At 53.8% G+C, this 13,279-nt stretch carries 7 protein-coding genes, 1 tRNA gene and 3 pseudogenes; 3 read left to right on the top strand and 8 right to left on the bottom strand.

Annotated elements, in window-relative coordinates; genetic code table 11:
* The coding region (locus tag L9Z73_RS15020) for a SulP family inorganic anion transporter (protein ID WP_247402272.1) at positions 1 to 1,166 on the top strand (1,166 nt) is incomplete at its 5' end.
* Between the two features lie 68 nt (positions 1,167 to 1,234).
* Here the strand turns inward: L9Z73_RS15020 and L9Z73_RS15015 are convergent.
* The 7 genes and pseudogenes from L9Z73_RS15015 to L9Z73_RS31500 form a co-directional block, all read right to left on the bottom strand.
* Positions 1,235 to 1,420: a ribbon-helix-helix protein, CopG family gene (locus L9Z73_RS15015; protein WP_019694382.1), complete on the bottom strand. Its 186-nt coding sequence runs from the start codon at positions 1,418 to 1,420 to the stop codon at positions 1,235 to 1,237.
* 218 nt (positions 1,421 to 1,638) lie between these two features.
* The gene (locus L9Z73_RS15010) at positions 1,639 to 2,730 is read right to left on the bottom strand and encodes a bifunctional transcriptional activator/DNA repair enzyme AdaA (protein WP_247402269.1); all 1,092 of its coding nucleotides are present in this window, start codon (positions 2,728 to 2,730) and stop codon (positions 1,639 to 1,641) included.
* 567 nt (positions 2,731 to 3,297) lie between these two features.
* Positions 3,298 to 3,414: pseudogene (locus tag L9Z73_RS15005) on the bottom strand (ParA family protein); the annotation flags it as partial.
* 123 nt (positions 3,415 to 3,537) lie between these two features.
* Positions 3,538 to 3,631: transfer RNA gene (locus tag L9Z73_RS15000), tRNA-Asn, on the bottom strand.
* Between the two features lie 252 nt (positions 3,632 to 3,883).
* Positions 3,884 to 4,066, bottom strand: a pseudogene (locus L9Z73_RS31505) (hypothetical protein); the annotation flags it as partial.
* A gap of 40 nt (positions 4,067 to 4,106) precedes the next feature.
* Positions 4,107 to 4,511, bottom strand: a complete 405-nt coding sequence (locus L9Z73_RS14995; protein WP_247402266.1) for a HEAT repeat domain-containing protein — start codon at positions 4,509 to 4,511, stop codon at positions 4,107 to 4,109.
* 10 nt (positions 4,512 to 4,521) lie between these two features.
* On the bottom strand, positions 4,522 to 4,818 hold the full coding sequence (locus L9Z73_RS31500) for an EndoU domain-containing protein (protein ID WP_430624292.1): 297 nt from the start codon (positions 4,816 to 4,818) through the stop codon (positions 4,522 to 4,524).
* A 63-nt stretch (positions 4,819 to 4,881) separates the two neighbouring features.
* On the opposite strand from L9Z73_RS31500, the gene L9Z73_RS14990 reads away from it, so the two are divergent.
* Together L9Z73_RS14990 and L9Z73_RS14985 are read left to right on the top strand one after the other, a co-directional pair.
* A protein-coding gene (locus L9Z73_RS14990; protein WP_247402264.1) for an IS3 family transposase occupies positions 4,882 to 6,044 on the top strand; the annotation gives its coding sequence in 2 pieces (ribosomal slippage) (positions 4,882 to 5,137 and positions 5,137 to 6,044; 1,164 coding nt in all).
* An 8-nt stretch (positions 6,045 to 6,052) separates the two neighbouring features.
* Positions 6,053 to 6,598 (top strand): annotated as a pseudogene (locus L9Z73_RS14985) (transposase); the annotation flags it as partial.
* A 684-nt stretch (positions 6,599 to 7,282) separates the two neighbouring features.
* Here the strand turns inward: L9Z73_RS14985 and L9Z73_RS14980 are convergent.
* The gene (locus L9Z73_RS14980) at positions 7,283 to 13,240 is read right to left on the bottom strand and encodes a calcium-binding protein (protein ID WP_247402262.1); all 5,958 of its coding nucleotides are present in this window, start codon (positions 13,238 to 13,240) and stop codon (positions 7,283 to 7,285) included.
* Positions 13,241 to 13,279 lie beyond the last annotated feature (39 nt).

The following is a 13,279-nucleotide window of genomic DNA, read 5'->3' as shown; positions in this document are numbered from 1 at the left end:
AGGCATTCCCCAGCCTTCATGTACCCACGACACTGTTAGCCCTGCTGAGCCTGGCACTGGTGATCCTCACACCCAGACTGCCCGGCGTAAAGCGCGTTCCTGGCCCACTGATCGCCATGGTCGTGGTGACGGCATTGCATGCCTATTTTCAATTCGACGGCGTGGCCACGATCGGGAGTGCCTTTGGGGGCATTCCCCAAGGGCTTCCCCAAATAGGCCTTCCTCAAATAACGCTGCCACAGGTCATTGAGTTGATTGGCCCTGCGTTTGCAATCGCGATGCTGGGGGCCATCGAGTCACTGTTGTCGGCCGTTGTCGCCGATGGGATGGCCGGCACCAAACATGACTCCAACCAGGAGTTAATCGGCCAAGGCATTGCCAACCTGGTTACCCCGCTGTTTGGTGGCTTTGCTGCGACAGGTGCGATTGCTCGAACAGCAACCAACGTCCGCAATGGCGGCAATAGTCCAATCGCGGGGTTTACGCACGCCCTCACGTTGATTCTGCTGATCTTCTTCTTGGCTCCTTTGGCTTCGGATATCCCACTTTGCGCGCTGGCCGCGATCTTGTTCGTGGTCGCTTACAACATGAGCGAACTGAAGCACTTCAAGCGCATGGTCAAACGCGCCCCAAAAGCAGACGTTGCCATCCTTTTAATCACCTTCGGCCTGACCGTTTTCAGTGATCTGACGATCGCCGTGAACATTGGGGTCATTCTCGCCATGCTGCAATTTATGCGTCGTATGGCTTCCTCCGTGGAGGTACAGCTCATGGTCGAAAAAGAGCTGGAGGTGGAGTTGCGCATGAATGGGCATACACATCTTCCTCCCGGTGTTTTGGTTTACACCATTGAGGGCCCCCTTTTCTTTGGCGCAGCAGAAACCCTTGAGCGTGCTTTGGCTCAAACGCACACCGATCCCGAGACGTTGATTATTCGCCTGAAGCGAGTGCCGTTTATGGATATCACGGGCCTGCAAACGCTGCTCGAAGTGATAGAGCAACTGCAAAAACGCAACATTGTCGTAAAGCTGTGCGAAGCCAACGAGAAAGTGCTTGGCAAGCTCGACAAGGCAGGGATTCTTCAGGCGCTTGGTTCACAGCATTATCATGCTGACTTCAGCGGCGCACTGGTCAGCCATGCCCCGATTAACGAGACTCAGGGCTAGGCGTGGGGGCAGGAGTGAATGAGGCGCGATGAGCAGGCATTTGTCATGCCCGCTCATACAGGGATGAATTATTTGCCATTGGCCGCAATTTTGCTTTTGGTCGCGTAGGACACGCCATGCGTCTCCAGGTAGTCCCTAATAAGCTGACGAACGACCTGAGAAGGCGTCAGATCCTGAGACGCACAAAGTTCCTCTAGGGCTTTTTTCTTGACGGGATCAATGAGCACAGTCAGTCGTGCAGTCTTGTTTTCCATGGAATTGCCTGTCGCCTAAATCGATCAATGATAATCAAATTATAATAGCAGGACATTCATTTGTCACCGGTTAGGTTCTGGTCGTAAGACGGCTTCCTGCAAATCACGTTGTGCGCCTGGATTGCCGGGTCAACCAGGCGCTGGCAAGGAATGCTCCCGGACGCTTACAGAAAGACAATCTGAGGAGCTGTCGTGTCTGCGTATATTCTGATTAGCAACTAATTCAATAGGAATTCATGCTGTTGCGTCATCTGCAAAGCCGTTTTTTCCAAACGCAGTAAAAATTCTTTCCGTGGCTGTCCGCCGCCATATCCGGCGAGTGCACCATTTGTCGCTATGACGCGGTGGCAGGGGACGACAATGGACAGGCGATTGTGTCCATTTGCATTGCCCACCGCTTGGCTTGCACCTGGCTTGCCGATGCTCCCAGCGATGGCACCGTAGGTTGAAATGGTCCCATAGTCGATTTTTAGAAGCTCTGCCCACACAAGCATGTCAAAAGAACTGCCTGGCATGTGCAGTGGTACTGAAAACTTTTTTAGCTTTCCATCAAAATAAAGTTTCAGTTGCACTTCGATCTGCTTGATGTGGGGATGCTCGCCCGGTGCAATTGAATACCCATGACGCCCACGCAATTCATTTAACTCAGCAGTGAGCGCCGGGCGGTCAAGAAATTCGAGGAGCACCAAACCTCGCTCCTCTGCCATAGCAATCATCGGCCCCAATGGCGTGGTCAAATGGCGATATAGCAGGAGCGACGTTTCGGCTGCCTTGCCAGGGGAAATCTGAAATGTTTTTTTGAAAGCATCTCTAAAGCCACTTAATGACTCGTATCCTAAGTCAAAAGCCGTGTTATCCAGCGTTTCGCCCACAGCAATGCGACCTAAGGCAATACCAAGCCTTCTGGAACGCATCCATGTATGAAAAGTCATACCAAAATTTTGTTTGAACCACCTGCGTAATCGTAGCGGGTCAATACCACGCTTAGTTAGTTCAGCATCACTCCAGCGAGCATCAGGCGACGCAGATATAGAGGCTAGTAGACCCTTGACCCAATCTGGCGCGGAAGCTGCGAGATCCAACGGTTTGCATCGTAAGCACGGCCGATAGCCCGCTGCCATAGCTTCGTTCGCCTGCGAAAAAAACTCTACATTCTCAGGTTTTGGCTTGCGTGCACCACACGTAGGGCGGCAAAAAATACCTGTAGTTTTGACAGCAGTAAAAAAAACGCCCTCATAGGCGCTGTCGCTACACAGCATCGCTCTGACCATCTCGCCTCTGGGCGGAAGATCGTTGTTGTAAGATCTCATAGATCGTAGCCTCGTCCTGCATTGGGCGTGAAAATCGTTTTTTAGACGCGGGAAACAGTGGCAATTTTCAGGCTGATCGCAGATTAATACGTGAATGATTAATCTTGGCTCAGTTGGTGTTTGCCATAAGGCCATTCAGATCGCTGTATGTAAATGCGTCCAATGGGTGCTCAAACAGCCTTCCCGTTCGCAAGAACCTCTTGGCGAGCGCGTTGTTTGCACCCTATAAGAACTCAGCAATGCTGGTCGCCACCGCCTTACTCACCACGCTCTCGACAATACGTGCGCTACCGGCATCACTCACATTGGCAAGTACCAACAAATTATCCTGGTGAAGGTTACGAAAAACCGTACTTAGTCGCATCATTCAGTAGTACCCCGGTGAGAGAAGACAGGTGCAGATCGCGCTATCGTAAGCTGACTACAACGACGTCTCCACCGAGAAATCGACAGTGATTTGAGTGCTCGCGCAATATGATTTTTGCTGGCTAGGGAGCGCGGAATACCTACCTCAAAAGTCTGCTGCACGATGTTGCCGCACACATCCACTTATCGCTGGGATCAGGTATCAAGATCGATGAGCAGTGTGCGGATGCCTGCATCGGCGCAAAATCCGCCCAGATTGGCGCCAACCGTGGTTTTACCCGGCCTGTCTTTGGTTGAAACGACTGCGGTGACTTTCATGGGGCATACCTCTGAATCGAAGTATTAGAGACCGCTTCATGCAAATCACGCTGTGCACTTTGGTTGCTGGGTCAAATTCCAAGCAAAAAAAAGCCTGCATCTCTGCAGGCTTTTCTCAATGTCTGGCTCCACGACCTGGACTCGAACCAGGGACCCAATGATTAACAGTCATTTGCTAGCTGTTAGTCGCAACGGTGCCACTGAAGAACGTGGTGGAGATATAGGGTTGCTGCATAGCGTGAGCCGCATGAGCGCAGCACGCCACGAAAGTTAGTCGGGTTGAATTGGGTTGTCAAAGCGTGGCAAAGCAATGATCTGTAGGAAAAGGAGGCGCCCGCTGTCAGTTGTCGTGCAGCCTCGAGTGCGTGTATGACCGGGTCGAGTTCCACATGGCGGACTTCAAGGCCTCAGCAGTTCGGAATAAAGAGGACTGGGGACCGAATAAAGGCGACAGTTTTATTTAAATTCCGATCAGGCCGCTGTTGGAAAGGTCGTTGCTGGAATTCGCCGACAGGTTATTGGTAGCACACGGCGCGCCGGCGTTAAGCAGATCTTCACCGGCTATCAGGTTCGGATTGTTACCGGCGATCAACCCGCCCCTCGGCGCGAGGCGATTGTCGGCCCGGGCTAGATAGAGCACCGGCACTAGGATTTGCGCGTCATCTACCTCGTTCTTCCTTTCTCCACAATTACTACTCACTTAACTTCTTAGCCAATGTAGTCTTCATTAGCTTTAACGTTCGATTCCCTTCCTTAAAACCCTCATTTAGAGCGAGTATGGCCTGCGACCTATCGAAAATATAGCCAGCTAAAAAAATTGATTCAATTGATTCAATTGCATGAATGACAACCGATTCCTCCTCAGCCTTTAGAAGCGCTAACAGAATACGCAGAGCCCGCTCATCATTCGAGTCCCCAAGGGACTCCGCGCACCGACCTCGCCACATTTCAGACTTCACTGAAAGCGCATACTCAAGTTTACCCCAACTCAAACTATCAAACTGAGAGATTTTGGAGGCTGCGATATCAATACCTACATCCGACCAATAATCTTCTGACCCTATCGAATCCAGCAAAAATTCATACTCTTTAAACATATTTCACCTATCAAAATTTCGTTGGATCCGTGCATCCTCTGCCACAAGGATAGCCAGCAGTAACGCGATCCCCCACCTTGATCACCTCAACTTTAACACCGTTAACTGTCGTTTGATGCAACGAGGCACCATCGGATCTAGTCGCGAGCGCCGGGCCATTTCCGGTAGCCCGAACAGCACTCATAGTTTGCGCATCAGTCCACGATGCGGGAAACAAGGTACTCGTTTTAATCTTCGAAACATTTCCATCAGTAAATTGCGCCACTAATTTGGCATTTCGTGTCCCATCCACGTTACTTGACAACATGTAGTGGTCTAATGAAACCGGCCCCCCATTTAGGCGAGAATGCTCGCCAGATCGAGGTGTCAGATGACCAAACAACGCCGCTCCTTTACTCCTGAATTCAAGCGCGAGGCTGCCGACCTTGTGCTCAAACAAAACTACAGCTACATCGAAGCCAGCCGTTCACTCGGCATTGGTGAGTCGGCATTGCGCCGCTGGGTTGACCAGATTCAGAAAGAACATAAAGGCATCACTCCGCAGAGCAAGGCACTGACGTCGGAGCAGCAAAAAATTCAGGAGCTGGAAGCCCGGATTGCTCGGCTTGAGCGAGAGAAATCAATACTAAAAAAGGCTACCGCGCTCTTGATGTCGGAAGATCACGAGCGTTCGCGCTGATTGACCAGTTGAGCGCCCATGAGCCGGTTGATTGGCTGTGCAAGGTGTTTGACGTCACTCGCTCGTGTTACTACGCCCAGCGCCTGCGGCGCCGCACGCCCGATGTTGAACGGCTTCGATTACGTAGTCGCGTCAGTGAGCTGTTCTCGCAAAGTCGCAGCTCTGCGGGCAGTCGTAGCATTCTGTCGCTGATGCGTGAAGACGGCGAGCAACTCGGTCGATTCAAAGTGCGTAGCTTGATGCGCGAGCTTGATTTAGTCAGCAAACAACCCGGCTCCCATGCCTACAAACGAGCAACAGTAGAAAGACTCGATATCCCGAACACATTGAACCGCGAGTTCGATGTGGCAGCGCCCAATCAAGTCTGGTGCGGCGATATCACCTACATTTGGGCGCAAGGAAAGTGGCATTACCTGGCTGTCGTCTTGGATCTTTGTACGCGTCGGATCGTGGGTTGGGCGCTGTCGGAAAAGCCAGACGCTGAGCTGGTGATCAAAGCGTTGGATATGGCCTACGAGCAGCGTGGCAGGCCTTCGGATCTGCTATTCCACTCAGACCAAGGATCGCAATATGCAAGCCGACTCTTTCGCCAGCGGTTGTGGCGATACCGCATGCGCCAGAGCATGAGTCGACGAGGAAACTGCTGGGATAACGCACCGATGGAGCGCGTATTTCGCAGCTTGAAAACAGAATGGATACCGACCGTGGGCTATCGAACTGCGCAGGAAGCACAGCGCGATATCAGCCATTTTTTGATGCATCGCTACAACTGGATTCGGCCTCACCAATTCAACGAGGGGTTGGCACCAGCGCGGGCCGAGGAAAAACTTAACGTCGTGTCCGGGATTAGTTGACCACTACAGACCGAGGCTACTTCAAGGGTGAAGAAATCCTTGCCTGTCACGACGCAAACATCACGGCCTACGTGCCTAAGCCAATGACTTCAAGCGCCAAGGCTGATGGCCGATTCAACAAAGATGCCTTCGTGTATGACTCGACGAAAAACGAATACACATGCCCGGCGGGAGAGGCACTGATCTGGCGATTCTCCAGCGTTGAGAAAGGCATGAATATGCACTGCTACTGGAGTTCAAAGTGCCAGAGTTGCACACTGAAAACCCAGTGCACGCCAAGCACAAATCGTCGAGTAAGGCGCTGGGAACATGAAGCTGTGCTGGGGGAAATGCAACGCCGGCTGAACCAAGCACCGGAGATGATGCGGGTTCGAAAACGGACTGTTGAGCATCCCTTCGGGACGCTCAAACAATGGATGGGGGCAACGCACTTCCTGACTCGAAAGCTGAACGGGGTGAGCGCAGAAATGAGCTTGAATGTGCTCGCCTATAACTTGAAGCGGGTGATGAAAATCATCGGCACCGAAGGCTTGTTGAAGGCGATGGCGGCGTAAAAGCCCGGCTTTTACTGCCCCCAAGAGGTGCCAAAGCGCTTCATACGCGCTCTGAAGCGTTACCGGCGCTGATCCTGGTAAATAATCGGGAAATCGCCACGCCCAGGAGCAATGGGCTGAAGCACGCACGATAAGAAAGAGTTTTTACACACTCTGGGCCAAAAGCGGACGTTAGCTAGCGACCGGTTGAATCTACAGCCATAAGCGGACAGTTAAGATGTATCACAAGAAGCAATGATGGTGGGAAAGGTTTGTGGGAGTTCGAATCGCTTCTTCATCGCCACATTCAGTAAGCGCAAACTACTGCTTTCCTAGAGAAAGTTTGGGGTTTGTGGTTTTTGGCGTCTGAAAAAGGCCATATGGTTCTGAGATGGGACTGGTGCGCTATTTGGGTGCGGAAAACAAAGCGTCGAGATTGATTGGTTGAGCATGATCCGGCTGCAATGGACTAGTCTCTGCAGACGCCTCGATCAAGGACGAATCCATGCCAAATAACTCAGACTCCAACATCGCCACGGCAGACGCTCTGCTTCCGCACAACCAGCATGCCCTGGGTGCAGCAATAGAAGAGGTCACTAGATGGCTTTCAGAAAATGGCGAAGAGTCCCTCTAATGGAGATAGCCGCAATGCTTTAGGGTCAAACACGACGCGGTTGCACGCCAACCGCGTCTAAGATCTGATGTTTAAGCCGCAGGACTCGTCAACCAGCTACTGCTCAACGTTGCCAGCAACGAAGCATCTGAGATAACCCCCGATGCCTTCGGATCAAATCCGGGATGACTGCCACTGAACCCTGCCATTGCCTGAACCAACTGGTCAACCTGCGTCCCCAGTAGATAGTCCGTATGGCTTCCACCGAGGGCGATCCTGTCCAGCCGGCTGACGGAGTTGTCATACCAGCCCTGCACAGTGATGTCGGTATCGCTGCCCAATAGTTGCACGCGCAGATCATTACCCGCCCGCTGAAACCACAACGACTCACGGGACTCATTGTCGATGTGCAGGGCGCCCCGGGCTTCTCCTATCCCATTGATAAGGGTGTCGTGCCCCTGCCCTCTGGCGATCACATAGTGGTCATAGCCACCACCGCCGATCAGCACGTCATTGCCAGCCCCTCCTTCGAGTCGATTGCTACCTGCATCTCCTGAGAGGATGTCATCGTGGCTGGAGCCCAGGACATTCTCGATACTCGTCAGACGGTCAACCCCGCCATATCCATTGCTTGCGGTGCCTTTAGCCAGGTCCACCACCACGCCGGCGGGTGCGCCTTCATAGCTGGCCGTATCAATACCAGCGCCACCGGTGAGCACGTTGTTTCCGCCCTTGCCGGTCAGTACATCATCGCCAGCACCACCATTGAGAATGTTGTCCTGACTGTCACCATTCAACCGATCAGCCAAAGCACTGCCGTTGAGGTTTTGCACATGGGTAAAGCCATCAAAATCCCGTGGAGTGAGTGAATCAAGTTGCGCAACTATCCCTTTGGTTGAACCGGAGTAATCCACGGTAGCAACACCTAATAGATTGTCGTACAGGGAGAGAGCATTGAGATTGACCCCGCTTAAGGTCAGTAAAGGCGTGCCTGGCGAGAAAGACAGACGGGCCTGCGCCGAAGCATCTTCATCTAGGTAAGCCGTGCTGGAGGCTGAACTCAGCAGCAATCGGTCGCCTGAGACTCCGGCCTGAAAAGCATTTATGCGGTGCCCGGTTGCTCCCGCCGACTGCGTGAACAAAAAGATATCGCGGCCCGCACCGCCGGTCATGCCATGCCCATTCCCGGCGCCTGAAATCAATAAGCTTGCGGACGCACCAGCGACCGCTGAGACCTGACTACCCGACACGAACTGAACATCAGCGTAACCCAACACCGATCCCAACGCAGTTTTGTAAGTCTGCAGACTGGCGCTTGCTTGGGCGTACGCTTCTTGTGCACTCGCCTGAGCAGTTAGCAATGCATTGGCTTTGTCTCTATCGACAGTAGACGCCCATTCGTAACGACTGGTGCTGGTCACCGTTACCCAGTGTGCTGGAGTAAAAGGCGGAAATAGACTCTTGGTAACGTAACGTTGTGTTGTCGTAATGACAGTTGGCGGCAGGATGCTTGCGAGGTTGGCCGCTGTTTGAGCGATCAGTGACGATGAGCCTGCCAGGCCGCCCAGTGCATCCTGATACAGCGAAACCGTGCTGGTCAACCCGCGCTCAAATGCGGCCGCAGCCTCTTTCGCAGACTGTGCGGTAGCGGCATTTTTCGTGTCATTCGCGTTGACCGCCTGCCCCAACGCAGATTGCCGCGCTCTGGCGGATGACGCTACAGCTTGCCCAACCGTCGTGGTCAACGAAAGTGAGCCGCTGATGGATGCAAAGGCTGCAACAGAGGCCGCAACGGTTCCCACACCACGTTCCAGGTAGGCGTTGCTGGTCGTCGAGGATGCCGGAAATGAAACCTCGAAAATACTCTTTACGTAGAAGGCATCCGCATTCAGTGCGCTGATGCGCTCGTAGCTGACGACTCCTTTAGGACGGCCCGTCATCGGGTTGGTTGAATCGAAATTGATCTGTGTCGTGAGGATGTAGGCCTGTGGGTCCTGGCTATTGTAATAACGGTAGCTGTTCATACTGGGGACCAGGTAAATCAGCGACACCTGACGGCCAAGGCTGCTGGCCTGAGCACTCTTGCTGCCCAACGCCGCAATTGCCGCCGCGGCCTGGTTGGCGGCCGTCGTCGCCAGACCTGCGCCTTGCGTGACCGCGCCCGACTCATAAACCCTACGCGTTTCGAGCGCGACATTTGAAATCGAAGGCACCAGTGGCACGTCCACATGGGCAGTGAAATAAGCGTCCACCGACGGTGGCTTATTGGCCGTCAATGGGTCTACGGGATTAAAGCCGGGATTGGCTTGTTTCCAGGATTGTTGAGTGGCAATGGCCAGCTCCACCGCATCGCTGCCAAGCCGCAGACCGTTGGACAGTTCGATAGCCGCGAGCTTACGGTAGTCGGCGGCGAACCAGTCCTGAATTTCGACGCGGTCATGGCTGCCCAACACAGCTACAAGCAGGTTGTTGCCTTCACGTGCCAACCACAAGTCGGCCGCCTTTATACCCGCTTGTAACTTCAGTATCGAACTGGGCCCGGTATTGCCCGAGACACCATTGATCACTTTATCTTGGCCGTCTCCCCGATCGAAGACGTACACGTCGTTCCCCCCAGCGCCTTCAAGTCGGTCATTGCCCCGACCACCCGCCAACACATTGTTAGCTGTGGTACCTGTCAACGTGTCACTCCACGCAGAGCCGGTAATGTTATCGATGTTGAACAAGGTACTTTCCAGGCTGTCGCGTCCTGATGACAAATTGACGTTCACACCGCCGGCTATCTCTGTATAGCTCACGACATCGATGCCCTCCCCACCATCTACCCAAGCGCCTCGCCCGGTTACCAAAAAAGTATCGTTGCCAATGCCGCCCCTGAGCACAGAACTCCAATCGCCACTTATCAGCGTATCGCCGTAGCGTGAGGCGATGATCTCGTTGATATGCACTTGGCCGTCGTTGAGCCCGTTATTTCGCAGGCTGCGTACTCCGGCCTGGTAATAGCCGGCAAACGACAGTGTGCGTACACCGCTGAAATTGGCAAACAGGCTCAAGTCCGAGGCATTGGCGCCCAATAGATCAACATACCGTTGGCCGTCGGCGGCTATTACACGCAGGCCATCTTGGGTGCGAATGAGAGAGGCGCTATCGCCAAGTCCAAGCAACTGAACCTGATCGCCAGCGCTGCCAGCCTGAAATCCTTGCAAAGTCACCTGCCCGGAAGCCTGGCTGACCAGCACGTTATCGACGCTGGTATTGAGCACGAAACGTTGTGCGCCGTTGCCCGCCAGGATCAGGTTGTAGCCTTTGTCGACGGTCACTGTCCCGCCCGCCACACCGTTGTAGGCCTTGGCGTAACCCGCCGATTGCGCGAACGCCCCAAGAGACGTGTCGATACCGACTTTGAGGTCCCTGGACAATTGCAATAAGGCGGCGTAAGCGGTAAAGGTATCCGCAGCAAAACCCGCATCATCGGGGGAGAAAAAAGTATTATTCCCGGGTAAATGGCCGATTGAATTCTTATTGACCGGAACCAGACTGTTCACCTGACCGCGCAAGGCTTCCAACCTGCCGGTGTAAGCCGCCCACGCCTCTGAAGTGGTCAAATACGAGGTCGCTGCGGCGCCCCAGGCGACAGCGGCAGAATGTGCCTTGGCTTGGGCGGTCGAACGCGCCTCAGCGCTCGGCACGGCGTTGGCTATTTGCGCCGCAGTTTGCGCCTGCCCCAGCGCTATCGCGCCGGCATCAATGGCCTGCAGGGTGGAGCGAACAGTGCCGTAGTATGTCGAGCCCTGCTGTAGCAATGCCAGTACCTCCTTACCGGCAGTACTCCCCTGTTCGGCACCGCTTTCACCTTCATAGAAGGTGATGAGCGTTCGGTCACGCACCCCGAGCAAAAGGTTGGGAAAACCCTGGCTGCTGCGATAACGCTGCTTGACTGACCAGGCCTGCAACGCGGCCGTATAACCTGCAAAGTCAGGCGCCGTCGTTGCCAGAGCCGCGTCAGCCCCGCGCGCCTGGCCTGCGGCCATCGCCGCATAACCTTTGGAGGCGTAATCGGCAAATATCAGGGTGCCTGGGTTGATGGGGGCTGCACCTTGAGCGGCCTCGGTTTTCTCGGCCAACCCAATATCGGCAATATCTCTTCGTGTGCCATTGGTGAACGTAAAACCGGCGGTGGAATCAATTAATCCCCCTCCCACCTGACGGCCGTCATGCGTCGATATCAGGTCAATGGATGCGATACCCAGAGACGTCAATGTTTTCAATTCGTCAGGCGTGGAAATGCCATTCTGATCCGCGTCGACCCATACTTTGACACCGTCAAAGTAACTGCCGCCGGTCAAAGGGTTGATCAACGCGGTATCCCGAGAAAAAACCGTACTCCCGGCAGCGGCGAGCGTCGCGAGCGCCGAAAAGCCATTTTGCCCAACCGGCGCCTTGCTTCCCGGTACCGCGAAGGACTCACCAAACCACTCGGTTGCATTGTCGATAGCCCCATTGCCGTTGGTGTCAAACACCAGGATGCCATTGTCCGCCCCGACCCAGCCCACCGCGCTTTTTGCCCCATCGGCGTTATGATCGAACACTGCGTTACTTTGTGACGGTGGCAGCAGTTTGATGCCACTCCCCGTCAGGTCTAGCACCAGCGGCAGGTGGTATCGACCAGAACCCGACACCTCCAATGGTAGGATGGTGACGATGCCAACGTTGTAAGTGCTCCAGCCCTGTTGAGCGATATTGAGTACTTGCTGGATGGCCGCCTGCAAGCCGTTCGACAACCTCAGTGCAAAAGGAATACTGGCGCCCAACGCAGTGGGTGACCAGCGATCAGAATAGGGCTCCTGGGCCAGGCGATGCTGCAGAGCCTTCAAGGACAGGGCATTTTCTGCAGCGGCGATCGCACCCTCGGCGGACGTATTCAGGAGCGTGCCGGTCTGTGCCTGCTGGGATGCTACGGTCTGGGACAAGACCAACGCGCCAGTTTGGGTAGACGTCTGGCTGATAAACGCAGCCAGATCGGGCGCAGGGCCCGTGAAGGTTTGACCGTTCTGTTTCCAGGTAGTGTTTACCGGCAGCCCATCGAAACCGTAAGTCTGTTCTACCGCTAATCCACCCTCGGCGTTTTTCCACGCGACGACCACACCTTGAGCCGTCAAGCGATAGGCCGCCGACAAGTCGCCATAGCTGTGTGATACGGAAACATTTTGTTTACCGACCGAAATGATCGAGTCCTTGGGTACTTCCATCAACGAAATACCTGCGACGCTGACTTGAACGCTATCTTTCGTATAAAGCAGCGTGGCCTCACCGACAGAAGATGATGAAAGGGGAACCGTCAAGATCATGTCGCCATTTGGCTCTATCTCTATTTTACGGATATTGTCGAGCGTAGTCTTCGCGTCGGGTCGAGCAGGATCGTTCGCGCTGTTCAGTAACTGGGTAACCACATTGTAATACCCAGTTGGGGAGTCGACCTTATTAATCCAGCCTTGAGCGAGTGTTTTATTCGCCTCAGAGCCGGCCACGCTCGCGAGCGACATAAGCTGGACAGTATTAATCGCCAACATCAGCTCTTTTTTAATGTCGCCAGCAGAATCAAGAACAGTTTTCCAATAGGTCTCCCTGGTATTTTCTGTGATATTAGAAAATACAGAATTCAATGTCCATGCATCTTCCGGCAGGCCATTAGCTTTAAATACGCTACTATGAAATTTCCACGCTTCATCGTGTGTCACATCAGAAGAAAGCGTGCCGCCTTCAGTGCCTTCAAGCTTTTTATTCAAAGCCAATATATACTGCCCTGCCATTTGTTTCAAAATGCGCGCAACATCTGCGTCAGATACCGGAGTACCTGCATTCGACGCTGTCATTTTCATAAAGCTGATCGCCGCTGCACCTGCCAGGGTATCTCCCTTCGACACTCCGCTTGCCAACTCAGCATACCGGTAACCTTTTGCGGCCAGATACTCATACATCGCACTCGGACCGGCCGACTCTAGAAGCGCTTCGGCTCTATCCAGCTCCACTTTACTTAGCGCTTGAGGCATCACAACTCCTTAGTACTTATCATTTTACTTTTGAGAGGA

The sequence above is a fragment of the Pseudomonas emilianonis genome (assembly GCF_023072625.1).
Taxonomy (GTDB): Bacteria; Pseudomonadota; Gammaproteobacteria; order Pseudomonadales; family Pseudomonadaceae; genus Aquipseudomonas; species Aquipseudomonas paraveronii.
Note: the sequence above shows the minus strand (reverse complement) of the source record. Positions and strands in the feature narration are given on the sequence as shown.